Raw genomic sequence first — 19,560 nt, forward strand, 5'->3', positions numbered from 1 at the left:
GAGGCAAGGCCATGGGCGACAAGGCGAATGCACACCCCGGAGCCGCCGGCAGGGCTACGGCGGCCGACCACCCCGCGTCCGTACGGAATGTGGTGCTGGTCGGCCACAGCGGATCGGGCAAGACGACTTTGGTGGAGGCTCTCGCGCTGACCGCGGGAGCGGTGAACCGGGCGGGCCGCGTGGAGGACGGCGGCACCGTCTCCGACTACGACGAGATCGAGCACCGGCAGCAGCGCTCGGTGCAGCTCTCCCTGGTACCCGTCGAATGGGACGGATACAAGATCAACATTCTTGACACCCCCGGATACGCCGATTTCGTCGGGGAACTGAGGGCCGGTCTGCGAGCGGCGGACGCGGCCCTCTTCGTCGTCTCGGCCTCGGACGGGGTGGACGGCTCGACCCGGATGGTGTGGGAGGAGTGCGCGGCCGTCGGCATGCCCAGGGCCATCGTGATCACCCACCTCGAATCCGCCCGGTCGGACTTCGACGAGATGACGCGGAGATGCGCGGAGGCATTCGGCGCGGACGACCCCGACGCCGTACTGCCCCTGTATCTGCCCCTCCGCGGCGCACCGGGGCCGGACGGGCACGCACCCGTGACCGGGCTGATCGGGCTGCTGTCGCAGCGCCTGTTCGACTACTCCTCCGGCGAGCGCAAGGAGGCCGAGCCCGGCCCTGATCAGCTGCCGCTCATCGAGGAGGCGCGCAATCGGCTGATCGAGGGGATCATCGCCGAGAGTGAGGACGAGACCCTCATGGACCGCTATCTCGGCGGCGCGGAGATCGACCTCAAGACGCTGGTCCAGGACCTGGAGCGGGCCGTGGCGCGCGGGGCCTTCCACCCGGTGCTGGCCGCCGCGCCTGCCGCTGACGGCGCCCGCCAGGGCCTCGGTACGGTCGAACTCCTCGAACTCGTCACGGGCGGTTTCCCGACCCCCCTGGAGCGCGAGGCACCCACGGTCACCACGCCGGACGGCAAGGCGCGCGAGGTCAGCGCCTGCGACCCGGACGGGCCGCTGGTCGCCGAGGTCGTGAAGACCGCGTCCGACCCCTACGTGGGCCGTGTCTCGCTGGTACGGGTCTTCTCGGGCACCCTGCGCCCCGACGAGACGGTGCACGTCTCCGGGCACGGGCTGACCGACCGTGGCCACGAGGACCATGATGTCGACGAGCGGGTCGGCGCCCTGTCCGCGCCCTTCGGCAAGCAGCAGCGGGCCCTCACACACTGCATCGCGGGCGACCTGGCGTGCGTGGCGAAGCTGAACCGGGCCGAGACCGGCGACACCCTCTCTGCCAAGGACAACCCGCTGCTGATGGAGCCCTGGCAGATGCCGGACCCGCTGCTGCCGCTCGCCATCCAGGCACACAGCAAGGCAGACGAGGACAAGCTCTCGCAGGGCCTGGGCCGGCTGGTCGCCGAGGACCCCACGATGCGCCTGGAGCAGAACCAGAACACCCACCAGGTCGTCCTGTGGTGCCTGGGCGAGGCCCACGCGGACGTCGCCCTTGAGCGGTTGCGCAACCGCTACGGCGTCCAGGTCGACGTGATCCCGTACAAGGTCTCTTTGCGGGAGACGTTCGCGGACCGGGCCGCCGGTCGCGGACGCCATGTGAAGCAGTCCGGCGGGCACGGCCAGTACGCGATCTGCGAGATCGAGGTCGAGCCGCTGCCGAACGGCTCCGGTATCGAGTTCGTGGACAAGGTCGTCGGCGGCGCGGTGCCGCGGCAGTTCATCCCGTCCGTCGAGAAGGGCGTACGCGCCCAGGCGGCCAAGGGGGTGGCCGCCGGCCATCCGCTCATCGACATCCGGATCACCCTGCGCGACGGCAAGGCGCACTCCGTGGACTCCTCCGACGCCGCGTTCCAGACCGCGGGCGCGCTCGCCCTGCGCGAGGCCGCGGCCGACGCCAGGATCCATCTCCTGGAGCCGGTGGCCGAGGTGACCGTCATGGTCGGCGACAACTATGTGGGCGCCGTGATGAGCGACCTGTCGGGGCGGCGCGGCCGGGTCGTCGGGACCGAGCAGGCGGGTGGCGGGCGCACGCTCGTACGGGCCGAGGTGCCGGAGATCGAGATCGGGCGGTACGCCGTCGATCTGCGTTCCCTCTCGCATGGGACCGCGCGCTTCAGCCGGAGTTACGCGCGGCACGAGCCGATGCCGCCTCAGATCGCCGAGAGGGTTCGTGAACAGGCGCGGGACGCTTCGTAGTTGAGGAACTCCCAGGAGTGGTCCGGTTTCCCTTCGCGTCGGCGGACGGCTTCGGTCGTCCGCCGACGAATGTCGGTCCCGGCGGATACTCTGAGAACCTGATCAAGACGATGACCTGATCAACAGGTGTGCGAGGCACGGAAGTCGGGAAAGGCCGCAGCAGCGGACAGCGGCGATGGGGGCGGAAGTGGCGTTCGACGGATTCGATTTCACTCCTGGGGCGCAGGTGCCGCTCTCGGGCTCCGAGGGACAGACGGCCGCGACCTATGCCCTCGCCTCGGCGTCATACCGGGACAGCGGGGTCGAGGAGATCCTCAAGGCCGACAACGAATGGCACAAGTCGACCGTCAAACCCCCGCGGATCAAGCTCTTCTCGCCGAACCTGGGCGAGGCCTTCGCGCGGGCGGTGCAGGACCGGATGCTCGGTGCCGGACGCAAGCCGCTCATCCAGTCCTTCGGCACCGAACCGCAGGTCGTGGTGGAGCACTGCCTCGCGGCGAACCGCATCCGCAGGGAGCGCGACAACTGGCTGTCGGCCGTGATGGTGCTGTGCGGTGTGCTCTTCCTGCCCGGGCTGCTGATATGGCTGCTCGTCTTCCAGATCCGGTCCACCATCGCCAGGCAGGAGGACAAGCGGGCCTCCGCCCTCGCCACCACACTCCTGGTCGCCGTCGGCGCCCTCGCCGTGCTCTTCCTGCTCAAGATGCCGTTCACGGGTTTCTGGGCCTGGTATGCGCGTGCGTCGATCATCCTCCCGGTCGTCGGCTGGCTCTGGGCCAAGCAGATCTGCGAGCGCACCGCCAAGGACCTGCGCGAGCGCTGGGGCAGCCTGCTGTCCGGCGGCGCCATCGGCGCGAAGATCCCCGAGGCGGTGCCCGGCAGCCCCGGCGAGTCCGCGGCCGAGCGGCTGCGTCAGGAGCTGGCTCGGCTCGGCGCCGAGCAGCAGTCCAACTCCGTCTTCTACGCCGGGCCCAAGGGGATACTCGGCATGGGCACCCGGTGGGGCAGCTGGCAGCTCGCCGAGGAGCTGGTGGCGCGCGACGCGAACAAGGAGATCCACCCGTTCCGCAGTTGGGACGTCATCCGGTCCATCCACGACCAGCTCCGCATGCTGGAGCGCGGCCCGCTCAACACCGGCGGCTTCACCAAGCCGACGATCAAGCACTGGATCGTGACGCCGATCGGTGAGAACGCCAAGGCGGTGTCGCGGCCGGGCGGTACGGACGTGGACGCGTACACGATCAAGACCCACGCCATACAGGACATCTGCAACAAGCAGCAGTTCGGCAGTGGCGACCGGCACTATCTCGGGGTCCAGTGGACCCTGTGGGACGGCCAGTTGGTCATCACCATGCTGATCACCGTGACCGTGCTGCACCAGACGCTGCGTATCGAGGTCACCGGGCATGCGCTGGGACCGGTTAACTCCCTGTTCACCAGCAAGCCCGAGGCACCCACGAAGGAGGTCGCGAAGGCGGTCAAGTTCTGGGAGACCCGGAAGGTGAATCTGCCGCTGGTCACCACCGACGAGGTCGTACGGCTTGCGGCCCGCGCTCCCCTGACCTGGTATCCGCCGCTCCTCAACTGGCTCGGCGGCACCCTGGTGCTTCCCGAGCCGTTCGGGCTGCGGCACGCCTGGGCCGATCAGCCGTGGCGGCACCGGTTCATGGCCGACGACGCCCTGCGCGCCGCGGCGCCGGTGCTGCGCGTGGTGCACTCCGCCGCGATCAAGGTGCTCGAGGAGAACGGCGTCGACACGGAGCCGTTCGGGAACCGGTCTTCGTTCCTGAGCACCGCGGTGCAGGATCCGATGCCTCGGAAGGCTGATGTGTACGACGCGTAGCGGCTGGTGGCTTGTGGCTGGTGACGGGGGTGTGCGGGGGGGGCGCCTGCGGTTTGTCGTGGGTCGGGGCCGTGCCGGAGCATCCGTCCTCGGTCTGGCGCGGAATCGGTTGCCTATCGAGGAACCGGCGTTGACGCGCCAGCCGCTGCGGGCGGACGTTCCGGCACGTCCCCTTCCGTCGTCGGGCGGCGGCTCCACACGTCCCTCGGCTGTCGGGCGGCGGCCGTCTTCCCTCCGCCGTCGTACGGGTGCGGGTTCCCGGGCTACGACTCACGGCTCGCAGTCTTCTTTGCCGTCGTGTCGTTTCAGGCCGTTGTCGGCCACGCCTCCGCCAGCATCTTGCGGGTGTCTGCCAGGAGTTGGGGCAGGACCTTGGTGTGGCCGACCACCGGCATGAAGTTCGTGTCGCCGCCCCAGCGGGGGACGAGGTGTTGGTGGAGGTGGGCGGCGATGCCGGCGCCGGCCACTGTGCCCTGGTTCATTCCGATGTTGAAGCCGTGGGCGCCTGAGGCCGTACGGAGGGCGGTCATCGCCTGCTTGGTCAGCTCGCCGAGTTCGGCGGTCTCCGGGTCGGTCAGATCGGTGTAGTCCGCTACATGCCGGTAGGGCACGACCATGAGATGGCCGCCGTTGTACGGGTAGAGGTTGAGCACCGCGTACACCTGCTCGCCGCGCCTGACGATGAGCCCGTCCTCGTCGGACTTGGCAGGGATCGAGCAGAACGGGCAGCCGTCGTCGGCGCCGGGGCCGGTGGGCTTGTTCTCACCCTGGATGTAAGCCATCCGATGGGGCGTCCACAGGCGCTGGAACGCGTCCTGGGTACCCACTCCGATCTGCTGCTCCGGCTCACTCGTCATGAGATGCAGCATATTGCTTCGCCCGTTCGCGGCGTGTCGGCGGGTGCCGAACAAAAGGGTCCACGGCCAAGCTGGGGCGATGGACGACGACAGCAGTAAGGACCGCTGGGAACGGCTCACCGAGATCCCGCTCGGTCTGGCCTCGGTGCTGTACCTCGCCGCGTACGCGGTCCGCGTCCTGGCCCACGGTCTGCCCACCGGCCGGCGGGACATCTGCCTCGCCGTTCTGTTCGCCTGCTGGGCTGTGTTCGTCGTCGACTACGCCGTGCGCTGGCGGCTGAGCGGACAGGGGCCCCGGTTCGTACGGAGACACTGGCTGGACACCGTGGTCGTGGTCCTGCCGCTGCTGCGCCCGCTGCGCGTCGTCAAGGTCTACGAGGCCGTGCAGCGTCGGCGTGGAGAGCCCCGGCTCGCGCTGTACTCGCGGGTGATCGTGTACGCGGGCCTGTCCGTCACGCTGCTCGGGTTCGCGGGTGCCCTCGCCGTCTACCAGCAGGAGCATGCGGCGCCGGGCGCGACGATACGCACCTTCGGCGACGCGGTGTGGTGGACCTGCGCGACTCTCGCGACGGTCGGGTACGGGGATGTGGCTCCGGTGACGCCGGCCGGGCGGACGATCGCGGTCGGGCTGATGGCGTGTGGTCTCGCGCTTCTCGGCGCCGTGACGGGGTCGTTCTCGTCGTGGCTGCTGCAGGTGTTCTCGAGTGAGGGCGACGAGAAGCCCCCGAGGAGCTGAAGCAGCTTCCCGGGGGCCTCGATGACGGGGATCAGACCTGCGTCCGCTCCTCGACCACCTTCGCGATCTTGGCGATCGCCTCGTCGAGGGGGATGCCGTTCTCCTGCGAGCCGTCGCGGTAGCGGAAGGAGACGGCACCGGCCGCCATGTCCTCGTCGCCCGCGATGACCATGAAGGGCACCTTCTGCTTCTGCGCGTTGCGGATCTTCTTCTGCATACGGTCGGAGGACGAGTCGACCTCGACGCGCAGGCCCTTCCGCTTCGCCTCGGCGGCGAACTTCTCCAGGTACTCGACATGCGCGTCGCCGATCGGGATGCCGATCGCCTGGACCGGGGCCAGCCAGGCCGGGAACGCGCCCGCGTAGTGCTCCAGGAGCACCGCGAAGAAGCGCTCGATCGAACCGAAGAGGGCGCGGTGGATCATCACCGGGCGCTGCTTGGAGCCGTCGGGGCCGGTGTACTCCAGGTCGAAGCGCTCCGGCAGGTTGAAGTCGAGCTGCACGGTCGACATCTGCCAGGTGCGGCCGATGGCGTCCTTGGTCTGGACGGAGATCTTCGGGCCGTAGAACGCGGCGCCGCCCGGGTCCGGGACCAGCGGGAGGCCCTGCTTCTCGGCCACCTTGCGCAGCGTCTCGGTGGCCTCCTCCCAGACCTCGTCGGAGCCGACGAACTTCTCGGGGTCCTTGGTCGACAGCTCCAGGTAGAAGTCGGTCAGGCCGTAGTCGCGCAGCAGGTTCAGGACGAAGGTGAGCGTCTTGTCGAGCTCGTCCGCCATCTGCTCCTTGGTGCAGTAGATGTGCGCGTCGTCCTGCGTGAAGCCGCGCGCGCGGGTCAGGCCGTGCACGACGCCCGACTTCTCGTACCGGTACACGGTCCCGAACTCGAAGAGCCGCAGCGGCAGTTCACGGTAGGAACGGCCGCGCGCGTCGAAGATCAGGTTGTGCATCGGGCAGTTCATGGGCTTGAGGTAGTAGTCCACGCCCTCGTCGAGCTGCATGGGCGGGTACATGCCGTCGGCGTACCAGTCCAGGTGGCCCGAGGTCTCGAAGAGCTTCCCCTTGGTGGCGTGCGGTGTGTAGACGAACTCGTAGCCCTCTTCCTCGTGCCGGCGGCGCGAGTAGTCCTCCATGACCCGGCGCACGACGCCGCCCTTGGGGTGGAAGACGGCGAGGCCGGAGCCGATCTGCTCGGGGATGGAGAACAGGTCCAGCTCGCTGCCCAGCTTGCGGTGGTCACGCTTCTCGGCCTCGGCGAGGAAGTCGAGGTGCGCCTTCAGCTCGTCCTTGGACGGCCACGCGGTGCCGTAGATGCGCTGGAGCATGGGGTTCTTCTCGCTGCCGCGCCAGTACGCGGCGGCGTTGCGCATCAGCTTGAACGCCGGGATGTAGCGGGTGGTGGGCAGGTGGGGACCGCGGCAGAGGTCCTTCCAGCACAGCTCGCCGGTCTTGGCGTCGAGGTTGTCGTAGATGGTCAGCTCGCCGCCGCCCACCTCGACGTCCGCCCCGTCGTCCGAGGACGCGGCGCCCTTGATGCCGATGAGTTCCAGCTTGTACGGCTCCGACGCCAGCTCCTCGCGGGCGGCCTCGTCGGTGACCGCACGGCGGGAGAAGCGCTGGCCGCGCTTCTGGATCTCCTGCATCTTCTTCTCGATGGCCTTGAGGTCATCGGGATGGAAGGGCTTCTCGACGTCGAAGTCGTAGTAGAAGCCGTCCTTGACCGGCGGGCCGATGCCCAGCTTGGCCTCGGGGAAGAGCTCCTGCACGGCCTGCGCCATGACGTGCGCGGTGGAATGGCGCAGGATGTTGAGACCGTCCTCGGAGGAGATCTCGACAGGCTCGATCTCCTCGCCGTCCCGCACCGCGTACGCCAGGTCCTTCAGCTCACCGCCGACGCGGGCCGCGACGATGGTGCGGTCGCCGTCGAAGAGGTCGGCTGCCGTAGTGCCCGTCGTCACCACGCGCTCTTCCCGCTCGGAATCGCGTTGGATGATCACACGGACATCTGACACCGGTCTTCTCCTGACTGAGGTGGGCGCGTACACGGCCGCGTACGCAGACAGGAATCGTACCGAGCCTCGGGTCCCGTTCGCTAAACGGTTAACCGCCACCCCCTCTCAGTCCCCGCTGCCCGCCTCCTCGAAGAAGGCCGTGATCTCGGCGGTCTCCTGGAGCGACTTCATCAGCCGGTCCCGCTCGGCCTCGTCGACCTGGACCGGTACGACCCCTGAGGCGTCCGTCAGCCGGCGGAAGCCGCCCCGGCTCTCCAGCCGCCCGTGCACCCGCACCGGCAGCCCGACCAGATGGGCGTGGCCCGCTATCCGGTACGCCTCCTCGTCGAGCGTCATCCGGACGTGCGGGACGTCCGCTCCGGCGACGACCTTGAGCCGTACGGTGCCCTCGCCGCGCGGCCCGGACCTGCGCATCCGTACGACGGCGCCCGTAATGCGCACCGGCACGGACGGCTCCCCGCTCAGGAAGCGGGCCCCGGCCTCACGCAGCACGGGCAGGTCGCCGGGCGAGAACTCGACCGGCTCGGTGGGGGCGGCGCAGCCTTCGGGGACGCCGGCCGCGGGCGCCCACTCCACGGCGATCCGTGCGCCCTCCGTACCGCGTACGAGGGCCACCAGGGCTTCCGTGAGCTCGCGGCTGACGCCTGCCTCGACGGCCGCGTCGAAGGCGTCCATGCCGCCGGTGGCGCGCTGGTAGTCGATGGCCTCGCGGGCGGCGTACAGCGCCTGGTGCAGGCGTACGGCGAAGGGGCGCCCGGTGGCGACGGGCACGAAGGCGGTGAGCTGGCGTCCGCCGGGCTCGGCGCCGACCAAGACGCTCTCCAGGGAGGCGACGGCGGGCCTGCGGTGGCGGGCGCCGTAGTAGCCCGCACGCGCGCGCGTGGCCAGTGCTCCGGCCAGCAGCATCTGGCGGGCGGCGGCGCGCAGTTGTTCCTCGACGGTCCAGGGCGTGGCGCCCACCGGTCCGGTCGGCACGTCACGCCACCAGCGAATCTCGTCGCTGGGTACGGCGAGCGCGATGAGGACGTCGCGCGCGGAGGGCGACGCGCTGCGGGAGAGCGCGAGGAGTGCCTCGCCGAGCAGGTCGTCGCTGTCGGGGAAGGCCCGGCTTTCCGGTACGAGCAGGCTCGTACCGCCGCCGCCGGGCCCGGGTGGGGTCCAGCGGCCGTACCGTCCCGGCGCCCCGCCGCGCCGTTGCCAGCCGTGCCTCTGCAGCAGCGCGCCGAGCACGACGGGGTCGACCTTGTCGGGCTCGGGCGGTTCGCTCCAGTGGGCTTCGGCCGGATGCGGCCTCACCGGCCGCAGTACTTCGTCGATCGGGCGGTGCGTCACGGTTTTCCTCCCGTCCCGATCCGCGTCATCATCTCGCAGAGCGCCCTGTCGTCGAAGATGCGCGCGGTCGGTATGCGGACGGTGGTCCTGCGCCGGCCGGTGACGGGGTGACCGGCGAGGTTGATCCAGTAGCAGCAGTGCCGCAGGTCGAGGCGGTCGTGGCTGGCTCGCAGCCATTCGTCCTGGGATCTGGGCACCAGCATCACGACCAGTATTTTGTGCACCGAGACCGGGGTGCGGGCCAGCTTCTCCAGGTGGGCGTTGTCGAGCATGAAGGAGAAGGCGGGGCCCGGCGGGTTCGGCGGTATCTGGTACGTGCACTTGAGCTGCACCTTGATGGTGACTTCGTCGTCGACCGTGTGCCCGGGGGCGCTGTGGCTGACGTGCCAGTCGATGCCATTGTCGGGAAACGGCTGGGACAGTGAGCAGCCTGCGGCTGCCGCGACGGCGTGCAGATAGCCCACCTGCAGTGTCTCCATGCAGGCGGTGGTAGCGAGTGAGCCTCTGTGGGGTGCTGTGCGCTGGGGCAGCAGCCCGCCCCGTTCGGGCTGCGCGAGTGCCATGAGTCCAACAGCCTTCCAAACCAGGTGTATCCCCGCGACGGGCCGCTGAACTGCGAAGACCCGTATCTCTGTTGTCTCCTCCCGGCGTACGGCGCAAACAGCCCGGGTATCACCAAATTGGCAGAAGACGGCGCGTCAGCTGCCTTGGGTGAACGAGGAGTTGTGTTCGTATGACGTGCTGGTACGAGGGCCCCTTGGCCGCGTTCGACACGGAGACCACGGGCGTGGACGTCGAGACCGACCGGATCGTGTCGGCCGCCGTCGTCGTCCAGGATGCTCCGGGCACCCGTCCCCGGGTGACCCGGTGGCTGGTGAACCCGGGAGTGCCGGTGCCCGCGGGGGCGACGGCGGTGCACGGGCTGACGGATGAGCATCTGCAGCGCAACGGCCGCTGGCCGTCGCCCGTGGTGGACGAGATAGCGAGGGAGCTTGCCGAACAGGCCGCGGCGGGCCGCCCGCTCGTGGTGATGAACGCTCCCTTCGATCTGACCTTGCTGGACCGGGAGTTGCGCCGACATCGCGCTTCGTCCCTCGACCACTGGTTCGAGGCGAAGCCGTTGCGCGTGCTCGACCCCCGGGTCCTCGACAAACACCTGGACCGCTATCGCAAAGGCCGGCGCACGCTCACCGACCTCTGCGCGCACTACGGCGTGGAGTTGGAGGGCGCGCACGACGCGGCGGCCGACGCACTGGCCTCCATGGATGTCGTACGGGCGGTCGGGCGCCGTTTCCCGGCCCGCCTGGAGCGGCTGTCCCCGGCCGAACTGCACACCCTCCAGGCCCTGTGGCACGCGGCCCAGGCGCGCGGCCTGCAGGCGTGGTTCGCGCGCAGTGGCTCGGAGGAGGCGGTGGATCCGGCGTGGCCGCTGCGCCCCGACCTGCAGGCGGCGGCGTAGGCCACGGACAGCGAAAAGGGCGTATGCCACGGACAACGAAAAAACCGGTCCGTCTGTGACGGACCGGCTGTCTCCGGGTGGGCGATACTGGGTTCGAACCAGTGACCTCTTCGGTGTGAACGAAGCGCTCTCCCACTGAGCTAATCGCCCGGGAACGCACCGAACAATACAGGTCTCGGCGGCTGTCGTTCAAACCGCTTCGGTCACACCGCGTTCTGGTGTGCGCCCCGAGCTTCCAGATATGCCCTGAGTCCGCGCCGCCCCGCCCGCATCATCAGCGTGTGATTGGCACGGAAGACGGGCCGGCCGGGCACGGCGAACCGCCGCAGCAGCGGCTTGTTCACCTCGGCCACCTGGTCGTACCGGGCCCGGGTACCGGTCCCGTCGGCGGTGAGCGTCCAGCGCGCCCACCCGTCGATGTCGCCGGACATCGAGATCTGCAGGACGCCGCCCTCCGGATCGCGGCACACCTCCTGCCCGGTGAACGTGATGTCGTACGGCAGGGCCGAGCGGATCCGGATGACACCGCTGTGCCCGTCGAGGCGGGTCACCTCCCGCACCTGCGGCCACCAGCGCGGGTACTCCTCGGCCTGCTCCAGCGCGACGTACACGTCGGTCGGCGGCGCCGGCAGGTCCCACACGCTGCGGAAACGGTAACGGTTCCAGTCCATCTACGGAGTGTGCCCGCCCGGGAGATGAGTACCGCCTGAGTATGCGCACTCATGCCGGGGAACGTGGCCGGGACCACACTCCTCGGCATGACCCATATCCCGCCCGCGGCCGAGGAGTTGCGGTTCCTCGACACCGAGCTGCGGCAACTCGACGCACGCCGGGCCCAGTTGCTGGCCCGCCGCGCGTGGCTGATCCACGCGCTGTATCCGGTACCCGCACCCCGGCCCGCCGCCGTACGCAAGCCCGAGACGGCGGGGCACAGCGTCCAGAACGTGCTTCTGATCCTCGGCGGCGTGCTGCTGACCGTCGCCGCGATCGCCTTCACCCTGGTCAGCTGGGGCCACCTGGGGATCGCCGGACGGGCCCTGGTGCTGGGCGCGGTGACGCTGGCCGCGCTCGGCGCACCCGCACCGCTCCTCAGGCGGGGGCTGCGCTCGACCGCGGAGTCGGCGGCGGGGCTGGGTCTCGCGCTGACGGTCCTTGACGCCTACGCGCTGTACGAGGTGGCGTTCACGGAAACGGACGGCCTCGGGTACGCAGCCGTGGCGTCGACGGTACTCGCCGTGGTGTGGGCGGCGTACGGGCTGACGCTCGGCGCGCTGCACTCGCCTCCGCAGGCAGGTCAGCTGCACCTGCCCCTGCCGCTCGCAACGGCCACGGCCCAGCTCCCGCTGCTCCTCTGGGCGGGCGCGGCCGACGCGGGCGCCCACACCGTGACGGCCGCGCTGCTGCTGACGGCCGCGTTCGACACCGCCCTCGCGCTCCGGTCGCCCGTGAAGTCCGTCTGCGTCGTCGCCACCGCTGGCGCTTACGTCATGGGCGGCTGGGGCACCCTGGCCGCCGGCTGGCTGTCCTGGACGGCCTCCGGCACGAGCGCCGTCGCCCGTGCGGCGGCGCTCCTCCTCTTCGCCGCGGCGATCGCCCTGACGGCGGCGTGGCACGCCCCGAAGGCGCGCGTCGGCATCGGCATCGCGCTGACCGGCGGTCTGATCTCGGTCGCCGGTGCCGGTGGCGTCCTGCGCTCGTCGCTGCCCGAGACCTGGACGGTTCCCGGCTATCTGGTGTGCGGTGTCGTCCTGTTGACGGCCCTGCGCACCCGCTTTCCCGAGCCGGTACGGCACGGTCTCGCCCTGGCCTCTGCCTGCGTGCAGGCCGTGGCCGTGCTGTGGGCGCTGTCCACGGTGGTCGTCGCCCTCCTGGGTCCGGTCGGCTGGGTCGACAGGGCATGGTCCGCCTCGCCGCCGACCGTCCGCGACGCGGTGACGACCGAGCTGCCCTGGCCCCCGAACGCGGCCACGGCCCCTCTCGTACTCGCGCTGGTCGCCGCCGTCCTGGCGATGGCGGCCCGCGGCACGGCCTCCCGGCGCCCGCAGGCCCTGGCCGGCGCGCTGACCCTGGTATGGGCAACAGTGCTCATCATCCCCGCAGCCTTTGAATTGCCCTATACGGCCGGCCTGTTGGCGCAGCTCCTGGTGACTGCGGCTCTCGCGGCGCTCACACTTGGGTCTCCTCGGCTCCCGACACTTCCCGAACCCGTACCTCTCGTCGCCCTCTGCCTCTCCCTCCTCACCTCTCTCAGCCTCGCCTTCCTCGCCCTGGCCTCCAGGCCGGCGACTCTGAGCGTCCTGGCAACTCTGACGCTCCTGTTCGCGGTCGCCGCCCGGCACCCGAGCCTCGGCCCGGTCGCCGCACCGGCTTCGCTCGGCTACGCCACTGCCCTCACGTGCGCCGTCGGGGCGTCCCTCGGCTGGCAGCCGCAGCAGACCGCGCTGCTCGTCCTGATGGTGCCCGTAGCCGCCATGCTGCTCGCGGCGCGCCTCGCCGCCTCCCCGACGACCGCGTCCATGGAGATCACCGGAGCCGTCGCCGCCCTGCTCGCCGTCGGCCTCACGGTCACCGATCCGCCGATGCTGGCCCTGGTCCTGGCCCTCTGCGGAGTGATCGCCGCGGGCACCGCCGTACGAGAGGACCGGCGCCCCTTCGGCTACGCGGCGACCGCCCTGTTCGTAGTGGCCACCTGGGTGCGCCTTGCGTCCTGGGACGTCGGCTCCCCGGAGGCCTACACCCTTCCGGTGACCGTCCCGGCGCTGGTCGTCGGGGTGATCCGGCGCCGCGACACCCGCGTCTCGTCGTGGACGGCGTACGGGCCGGGCCTCTCCGTCACCCTCGTCCCGAGCCTCCTCGCGGCGTGGGGCGACGCCCACTGGATGCGCCCGCTGCTACTCGGTGTCGCGGCGCTCGCCGTCACCCTCGTGGGCGCACGGCACCGCCTCCAGGCGCCCCTCGCGCTGGGTGCCACGGTGCTCACCTTGGACGCGCTGCACGAACTCGCCCCGTACATCGCACAGGTGGCCGGCGCGCTCCCCCGTTGGGCGCCTCCCGCACTGGCCGGTCTGCTGCTGCTCGCACTGGGTGCGACGTACGAGCGGCGGATCCGGGACGCGCGGCGAATGCGGGATGCACTGGGAAGGATGCGCTGACAGGCCCACCTCCACGTCATCCCCAGCGGGTCCACCGCTCCGTCGGACCGGCCTCCTCGAAACCGAGTCCGTCCTCAGCGAAGAAGACCTTGCCGATCTGACGGGGGCACAGATGGTGGGCGAAATACTCGACCCAGGTCCAATCCTGTTCGAGCTTGATGCCTGATTGCTCAAATTCCTTCATGCCGAAGACAAGTGACATGGTGTCGGATCTGACGGGTACTCGGGGACGTTTCCCTTTGGCTCTCGAAGTGGAGTAGCACACTTCTCTTGTCGTACTTCCGAAGAAATGTGACGGCGTTCTGGAATACGTCCAGCGGATTTCCACCCGTGCCCTGGTCTGGACCGTCTACCAAAAGGCCGAGCGAACCTGGAAGCGGATCGTTGCCACCCAGTTCCCGAAACCGCTCCGAGCCGGCAACACTGCAGGGGCAGGACGCCCCCAGGCAGAAACGACGAAGGCGGCCCGGTCCACGTCGTACGTGGACCGGGCCGCCTGACGCGGTGGTGGGCGATACTGGGATCGAACCAGTGACCTCTTCGGTGTGAACGAAGCGCTCTCCCGCTGAGCTAATCGCCCGGGCGCACGGAGAACATTACCCCATGTCAGACGGTGGCTTCGACCGGCCGAGGGGTCACCGAGGGCCCCGCACGCGGAGCATCACTCCTTGATGTTCCAGGGCATCTCGAAACCGAACCTCCAGACGTAGACGGCGACGAGGGCCACGATGATCACGAGCCCGATCGTCGTGAGGATGATGTTGCGGCGGCGCACCTCGGGGTCGAGCGCGCGCTGCGTCGCCTCGGTCACTTTGCGTTTCGTCCAGCGGAGCACGAGCTGCGCCCAGACGAACTCGGTCGCCCAGATCGCCATGCCGCCGAAGATCACCAGCCAACCGGGACCCGGCAGCGGAAGCATGATCACGCCCGCGACGACCACCGCGAGCCCCACGATGAAAACGCCCACCTGCCAGCTCAGGTGCAGCGTGCGACGCGCCTTGATGAAATGCGGCGCCCGTGAACCCAGCGGTCGCTCAGCCTTCGTCTCGTCATCGGCCATGGCGATCTCGCCCGGCTCGTCACTCCCCGTATTCATACGGCCAAACCCTACCCGAGAGAAACCAGTCACCGGAATGGTCCTATCCGGCGAACGTACTCTCGGCCGGACGAGTTACGTAAAGGCACGCAAAACACTCAGAGGGGTTTACAACGGCACCGTAGGTGGCATGTCGATTTCGCCGACGTGCGAATCCCCGAGCGCACACTGAGCGAAAGGCCCTGGCGCTTATGAACACCACGGTCAGCTGCGAGCTGCACCTGCGCCTCGTTGTGTCGAGCGAGTCCTCACTGCCTGTTCCCGCAGGACTGCGGTATGACACGGCCGATCCCTACGCCGTGCACGCCACCTTCCACACCGGAGCCGAGGAAACCGTCGAGTGGGTGTTCGCCCGCGACCTCCTCGCCGAGGGCCTGCACAGGCCCACCGGTACCGGCGACGTCCGAGTCTGGCCGTCCCGGAGCCATGGCCAGGGCGTCGTGTGCATCGCCCTGAGCTCCCCGGAGGGCGAAGCCCTGCTCGAGGCCCCTGCGCGGGCCCTGGAATCGTTCCTGAAGCGAACGGACGCCGCCGTGCCCCCCGGCACGGAACACCGGCACTTCGATCTCGACACTGAGCTCTCACACATCCTGGCCGAGAGCTGAGACGAGATACCTCAGAGCCGCCCGGCGCCATCCACTCGGGGAGATGGCTCGGGCCTCGACAACCGCATAGGGAACACACCGGCGCCGTCGCCGCGGATCTCCGCGGGGGCGGCGCCGGTGTGTGCGCCCGGCGGACCACCGCACCCGCGCAGGTCAGTGTCGGCCGCCTCCTGACCGCGCCCCGGCCGAACAGGCACCCCTCCCCCGCGCCACGAAGCTACTACCATCGGCCAGCATCGGGCGGGCGCCGGCCCGACCCCCAGGCCAGGGAGCGAAACGTGCTGATCACCCACGACACCCGGTGTGCCCTCGACGCCGTGGTGGATCTGGTGAACACCGCGCCGGAGGACCACACGACGGACGACGGCCTCGCAGATGTCGCGGCCCTCGCCGATTTCGTACGAAAGCACGAGATCAGCGACGTCGGTGAGCTGTCGGAGTACGATCTCGCGGCCGTGCACAGGGTTCGTGACCGGTTCGCCGGGATCTTCGCCGCCGCCGATCCGCGGTTCGCCGCCGGTCTCATCAACGAACTGATCGCCGCCGCGGGAACCACGCCCCGGCTCACCGACCACGACGGCTACGACTGGCACGTGCACTACTTCGCGCCGGGCGCCTCGATCGCCGACCACCTCGCGGCGGACTGCGGGATGGCGCTGGCGTTCTTCGTGGTGGCGGGGGAGCAGGAGAGGCTCCGCCGCTGCGAGGCACCCGACTGCCGGCGTGCCTTCGTCGACCTGTCCCGCAACCGCTCCCGCCGCTACTGCGACAGCCGCACCTGCGGAAACCGCCTTCACGTGGCCGCGTACCGCGCGCGCCGCAAGGAAGCGGCGGGCTGACCTGCGTATCTCTTCGGGCCCTGGACGAGGAGGCGGGCGTATCCCGGCACGCTCGGCGGGTTGACGGAGCCCTCGGCGGGTGGCGCCAGGGGCTCCGTGTACGGCTCAGAGCAGCAGCAGGTCGTGCAGCGAAGCCATGAGCAGGAGACAGCCGATCACCGCTAGGAAGATCATCAGCGGTGGCTGGGAGAGCGCGAAGAGACAACCACGCCGCTCCTCGGGCGGGGCGGCGGTGTCGCTCTGTGTTGTGTCCAGCATCTCGCGGGCGATGATGACGCAGCGAACTCCCGCTGTCGATCAACACGCACGGAAAATACGGGAGTTCGCCGGATCACGTGATGACGGCGCTCGAACGTGATCGGTTACGCGCGCCGGGTGAGACCTCCCGGTCGTTTCGGTCGGTCATGACGCCTTCATATGCCGTGCTTCTTCAGGATGGCCTCGATGTCGCTGAAGTCGTCCCCGGAGCCGGTGGCCCGAGGTGTCGCCGCAGGCCGGGCAACAGGGCGGGCGGCCTGGCCCAGCGAGGGCGCCGAGGCTGCGGGGGCCACCGCCTCGCGCTGCGCGGCCCGGGCCGCCTTGCGTTCCTTCCGGGTACCGCCACCGCGCCGCTCCACGGCGCGTGTGGTCATGAACAGGAGCCAGGCGCCGCCGAGCACGACGAAGCCCGCCCACGCGGTCGGACTGAACGCCGTGTCGGCCAGCCAGCCGACGATGCCGGTCATCACCAGGCCGACCGGCACGAGTGAGTAGGCGGCGATGCGCGCGGCCGCGAGGAAGCGCTTGCGATAGGCGGTGACCGCGGCAATACCCAGGCCGGCCGCGGAGACGGCGGAACAGACAGTCTCGGCAATCATCCGGTCCTCCAGGCAGGGGCTCGGTCGGGCGAAGTCGGTTCGTCCCCATCCATCCTGCACCGCCCGGCGCCCGGTATGCCATGCTCCGGGCGGACCTCAGGGACATCTCGGGGTCGGCGTCCTCCCCAGGTCCCGGTCACAGCACGCAGGGCGGGGCCCTCGTCGGTCCCGGTCGGGGTACCCGCGACGGAGCTGGAAGACTGGTGTCTATGAACGACTCCTCATCCGCACGTCCGGCCGCCGTTCTGGACGTCTGGTGCGAACTGCAGTGCCCCGACTGCCGCAGCGCCCTCGACGACCTGCGCGCACTGCGCGCCCGCTACGGCGACCGTCTGGAGCTGCGGCTGCGGCATTTCCCGCTGGAGAAGCACAAGCACGCGTTCGCCGCGGCGCAGGCCGCCGAGGAGGCCACGGAGCAGGGGCAGGCGTGGCCCTACATCGAGGCGGTGCTCGGCCGCGTCGAGGAACTGAACCGCCAGGGCGAACCCTTCCTGATCGAAACCGCCCGTGAACTCGGCCTGGACGCCGAGGAGTTCGATACCGCCCTGATCGACGGCCGGCACATCCTGATCGTCGACGCCGACCAGGCCGAGGGCAAGGCCATCGGCGTGACCGGCACCCCGACGTACGTCATCGGCGGCGAACGTCTCGACGGCGGCAAGAGCCAGGAGGGCCTGCGCGAACGCATCGAGGAGATCGCCGACCGTCTGCTGGCCGAGCAGGAGGCGTAACTCGGACAGCGAGCCCCGTACGCCACTACTGCCTCTGACTACAGCAGGCCCTTGTAGAGGTGGTACATCGTCGTCTCGTAGCCGAGGGACTCGTAGAGCCGCTCGGCCGGGGTGTTGCCCGCGAAGACGTTGAGGGCGATGCGGCTCCTGCCGACGGCCACCGCCTGGGCCTCGGCCAGCAGCATGAGCGTACGGCCGTGTCCCTTGCCGCGATGTGCCGCGCGGACCTCGACGTTGTAGACGAAGGCGCTTTGGTCGCGCTCGCCCACCCACAGGTCGCCGACCACCTTGTCCTCGTGTTCCAGGACGCTGACCAGCATGTTCTCGGTAGCGAGCCCCTCCGGCAGCAACTGATCGTGACTCCGGTTCGACTTGGCGTACGCCTCCGCCTCCGGCACACCACGGCTGATCCAGTCCTGCGCGTAACCCTCCCTGCCCTCCCGGTCCCAGGGCTCGTACTCGGCCTGTGTCATGGGGCGGCCACGGCTGCCTGCGGGCAGTTCGGGCGGGGGCACCTCACCGAGCGCCTTCTCCATCCAGCGGTTGCGGGTGACGTACCCGAGCGCCTTGACGAGCCGGAGTCCGGCCTCGGCGCCGGAGGGGACCGAGGTCTCGATCCGCTCGCAACCCCAGCCGCGCGCCACCTCCTCCGCGGCGAGCGCCGCCACCGTGCCCCGGCCGCGCCGCCGGTCCGGCTCCTCGATGCGGAGCTCGCGGATCTGGGCGACGGCCGACCCGAAGACGGGATGGGTCGCGAGGTGTATGGCGCCCACCGGACGACTGTTCACACACACTTGGTAGCGACGCGAACGCGTCCCGTCGACGGCGTGCTGGAGCGGCTCGGTCGGCCGCAGGGTGGTGGTCATCAGTGGTGTTGTACCCGCCCTGCGGCCTGCCGGTCATCCCGTTTCCGCGACCTGGGTGTCCTGCGGGTGACTTACGGGTCCTCTACGGGTCGAGATCGTTCCCGGAGTGCTTGTCGAAGATCCGCATCGCCTTGGCGGTCACCGGCCCCGGCGCGCCCGGGAGTTCGCGGGTGTCGAGACGGTGCACGGCCTGTACGTCCCTGAGCGTGGAGGTCAGGAAGACCTCCTCGGCGGACCCCAGGACGTCCAGCGGCAGATCGGTCTCCTTGGCACCCGTCCATTCCACGGCGAGCGCGCGCGTGATGCCGGCGAGGCAGCCGGAGGCGAGGGGCGGGGTGTGGATCTCACCGTCGAGGACGACGAAGACGTTCGACCCGGTGCCCTCGCACAGCTGACCCACCGTGTTGGCGAACAGCGCCTCGGTCGCGCCCTGTTCGCGCGCGCGGGCCAGGGCGACGACGTTCTCGGCGTACGAGGTGGTCTTGAGGCCCGTCAGCGCGCCGCGCTCGTTGCGGGTCCACGGGACGGTGATCACGGCTGTGGAGTCGGGTCGCCGGGCGGACTCACCGAGGGCGACGACCAGGGTCGGACCTTGCTCACCGCGGTCGGAGCCGAGCGGGCCGTGACCGCCGGTGTACGTGATCCGCAGTCGGCCCAGGGGCATCGGGTTGGCGTCCAGGACGGTGGCGCAGGCGTGGCGCACCTCGTCGAGGTCGGGTTCGGGCAGTCCGAGGCCGCGTGCCGAGCGGGCGAGCCGGTCGAGGTGGCGGGTCAGCGCGAACGGCCGCCCGTCGACCGCCTTCACGGTCTCGAAGATGCCGTCGCCCACGGTCAGTCCGTGGTCGAAAACGGAGACGCGGGCGGCCTCGATGTCCTGCAGCCCGCCGTCGAGCCAGAGCTTCACTGGAATTCCACCTCGCTGGAATGTGCCGGTCCGTCGTTCGACGTGACGTTCCGGTCGGGGTCCGG

At 69.9% G+C, this 19,560-nt stretch carries 19 protein-coding genes and 2 tRNA genes; 8 read left to right on the top strand and 13 right to left on the bottom strand.

Annotation, left to right across the window (positions count from 1 at the left end; genetic code table 11):
* Nucleotides 1-11 precede the first annotated feature (11 nt).
* Both ACFYPC_RS22745 and ACFYPC_RS22750 read left to right on the top strand, forming a co-directional pair.
* Entirely contained in the window at nucleotides 12-2,210 is a 2,199-nt protein-coding gene (locus tag ACFYPC_RS22745) for an elongation factor G-like protein EF-G2 (RefSeq protein WP_388679089.1), read from the top strand.
* A gap of 175 nt (nucleotides 2,211-2,385) precedes the next feature.
* Complete coding sequence (locus tag ACFYPC_RS22750) at nucleotides 2,386-4,053, top strand: hypothetical protein (protein ID WP_388679091.1); 1,668 nt, start codon at nucleotides 2,386-2,388, stop codon at nucleotides 4,051-4,053.
* Between the two features lie 305 nt (nucleotides 4,054-4,358).
* On the opposite strand, the gene ACFYPC_RS22755 is transcribed toward ACFYPC_RS22750, so the two are convergent.
* Entirely contained in the window at nucleotides 4,359-4,922 is a 564-nt protein-coding gene (locus ACFYPC_RS22755) for an HIT family protein (protein WP_388679094.1), read from the bottom strand.
* Nucleotides 4,923-4,989: 67 nt separating this feature from the next.
* Here ACFYPC_RS22755 and ACFYPC_RS22760 point away from each other — a divergent pair, with 67 nt between their 5' ends.
* Entirely contained in the window at nucleotides 4,990-5,646 is a 657-nt protein-coding gene (locus ACFYPC_RS22760) for a potassium channel family protein (RefSeq protein ID WP_388679096.1), read from the top strand.
* Nucleotides 5,647-5,677: 31 nt separating this feature from the next.
* On the opposite strand, the gene thrS is transcribed toward ACFYPC_RS22760, so the two are convergent.
* The 3 genes from thrS to ACFYPC_RS22775 form a co-directional block, all read right to left on the bottom strand.
* Entirely contained in the window at nucleotides 5,678-7,654 is a 1,977-nt protein-coding gene (thrS, locus tag ACFYPC_RS22765; RefSeq protein ID WP_388679099.1) for a threonine--tRNA ligase, read from the bottom strand.
* Between the two features lie 105 nt (nucleotides 7,655-7,759).
* The gene (locus tag ACFYPC_RS22770; protein ID WP_388679102.1) at nucleotides 7,760-8,986 is read right to left on the bottom strand and encodes a hypothetical protein; all 1,227 of its coding nucleotides are present in this window, start codon (nucleotides 8,984-8,986) and stop codon (nucleotides 7,760-7,762) included.
* Entirely contained in the window at nucleotides 8,983-9,549 is a 567-nt protein-coding gene (locus ACFYPC_RS22775) for a DUF4365 domain-containing protein (RefSeq protein ID WP_388679104.1), read from the bottom strand. The genes ACFYPC_RS22770 and ACFYPC_RS22775 overlap by 4 nt, the downstream gene beginning before the upstream one ends.
* A gap of 170 nt (nucleotides 9,550-9,719) precedes the next feature.
* On the opposite strand from ACFYPC_RS22775, the gene ACFYPC_RS22780 reads away from it, so the two are divergent.
* On the top strand, nucleotides 9,720-10,445 hold the full coding sequence (locus tag ACFYPC_RS22780) for a 3'-5' exonuclease (protein ID WP_388679107.1): 726 nt from the start codon (nucleotides 9,720-9,722) through the stop codon (nucleotides 10,443-10,445).
* Between the two features lie 78 nt (nucleotides 10,446-10,523).
* Here ACFYPC_RS22780 and ACFYPC_RS22785 read toward each other — a convergent pair.
* Both ACFYPC_RS22785 and ACFYPC_RS22790 read right to left on the bottom strand, forming a co-directional pair.
* A tRNA-Val gene (locus ACFYPC_RS22785) sits at nucleotides 10,524-10,595 on the bottom strand.
* 53 nt (nucleotides 10,596-10,648) lie between these two features.
* Nucleotides 10,649-11,116 (bottom strand): SRPBCC family protein, encoded by a 468-nt coding sequence (locus ACFYPC_RS22790; protein ID WP_388679110.1) that lies wholly within the window; start codon nucleotides 11,114-11,116, stop codon nucleotides 10,649-10,651.
* An 87-nt stretch (nucleotides 11,117-11,203) separates the two neighbouring features.
* Between ACFYPC_RS22790 and ACFYPC_RS22795 the strand changes: the two genes are divergently transcribed.
* Nucleotides 11,204-13,597: an SCO7613 C-terminal domain-containing membrane protein gene (locus tag ACFYPC_RS22795; RefSeq protein WP_388679113.1), complete on the top strand. Its 2,394-nt coding sequence runs from the start codon at nucleotides 11,204-11,206 to the stop codon at nucleotides 13,595-13,597.
* 16 nt (nucleotides 13,598-13,613) lie between these two features.
* Here the strand turns inward: ACFYPC_RS22795 and ACFYPC_RS22800 are convergent, their stop codons facing one another.
* From ACFYPC_RS22800 to ACFYPC_RS22810, 3 genes are all read right to left on the bottom strand, one after another.
* A complete protein-coding gene (locus ACFYPC_RS22800; RefSeq protein WP_388679115.1) occupies nucleotides 13,614-13,799 on the bottom strand; it encodes a hypothetical protein in 186 nt (61 codons plus the stop codon).
* Between the two features lie 303 nt (nucleotides 13,800-14,102).
* Nucleotides 14,103-14,177 (bottom strand) — tRNA-Val (locus ACFYPC_RS22805).
* An 81-nt stretch (nucleotides 14,178-14,258) separates the two neighbouring features.
* On the bottom strand, nucleotides 14,259-14,693 hold the full coding sequence (locus ACFYPC_RS22810) for a TIGR02611 family protein (protein ID WP_388679117.1): 435 nt from the start codon (nucleotides 14,691-14,693) through the stop codon (nucleotides 14,259-14,261).
* A 191-nt stretch (nucleotides 14,694-14,884) separates the two neighbouring features.
* Between ACFYPC_RS22810 and ACFYPC_RS22815 the strand changes: the two genes are divergently transcribed.
* Both ACFYPC_RS22815 and ACFYPC_RS22820 read left to right on the top strand, forming a co-directional pair.
* On the top strand, nucleotides 14,885-15,298 hold the full coding sequence (locus tag ACFYPC_RS22815; RefSeq protein WP_003959770.1) for an SsgA family sporulation/cell division regulator: 414 nt from the start codon (nucleotides 14,885-14,887) through the stop codon (nucleotides 15,296-15,298).
* A 278-nt stretch (nucleotides 15,299-15,576) separates the two neighbouring features.
* On the top strand, nucleotides 15,577-16,137 hold the full coding sequence (locus tag ACFYPC_RS22820; protein ID WP_388679120.1) for a CGNR zinc finger domain-containing protein: 561 nt from the start codon (nucleotides 15,577-15,579) through the stop codon (nucleotides 16,135-16,137).
* Nucleotides 16,138-16,242: 105 nt separating this feature from the next.
* Here the strand turns inward: ACFYPC_RS22820 and ACFYPC_RS22825 are convergent, their stop codons facing one another.
* Both ACFYPC_RS22825 and ACFYPC_RS22830 read right to left on the bottom strand, forming a co-directional pair.
* Entirely contained in the window at nucleotides 16,243-16,395 is a 153-nt protein-coding gene (locus ACFYPC_RS22825; protein ID WP_010988207.1) for a hypothetical protein, read from the bottom strand.
* Nucleotides 16,396-16,550: 155 nt separating this feature from the next.
* Nucleotides 16,551-16,994, bottom strand: coding sequence for a hypothetical protein (locus ACFYPC_RS22830; protein ID WP_388679123.1), 444 nt, complete (start codon nucleotides 16,992-16,994; stop codon nucleotides 16,551-16,553).
* 209 nt (nucleotides 16,995-17,203) lie between these two features.
* Here ACFYPC_RS22830 and ACFYPC_RS22835 point away from each other — a divergent pair, with 209 nt between their 5' ends.
* Entirely contained in the window at nucleotides 17,204-17,725 is a 522-nt protein-coding gene (locus tag ACFYPC_RS22835; RefSeq protein ID WP_388679126.1) for a DsbA family protein, read from the top strand.
* Between the two features lie 38 nt (nucleotides 17,726-17,763).
* Here the strand turns inward: ACFYPC_RS22835 and ACFYPC_RS22840 are convergent, their stop codons facing one another.
* Together ACFYPC_RS22840 and ACFYPC_RS22845 are read right to left on the bottom strand one after the other, a co-directional pair.
* Nucleotides 17,764-18,591, bottom strand: coding sequence for a GNAT family N-acetyltransferase (locus ACFYPC_RS22840; RefSeq protein WP_388679128.1), 828 nt, complete (start codon nucleotides 18,589-18,591; stop codon nucleotides 17,764-17,766).
* Nucleotides 18,592-18,673: 82 nt separating this feature from the next.
* Nucleotides 18,674-19,495 carry an aminotransferase class IV gene (locus ACFYPC_RS22845; protein ID WP_388679131.1) on the bottom strand — a complete coding sequence of 274 codons (822 nt, stop codon included), beginning with the start codon at nucleotides 19,493-19,495 and terminating at the stop codon, nucleotides 18,674-18,676.
* Between the last annotated feature and the right edge of the window lie 65 nt (nucleotides 19,496-19,560).

It is taken from the genome of Streptomyces sp. NPDC005808 (assembly GCF_042871385.1).
In the GTDB taxonomy this organism is placed as follows: Bacteria; Actinomycetota; Actinomycetes; order Streptomycetales; family Streptomycetaceae; genus Streptomyces.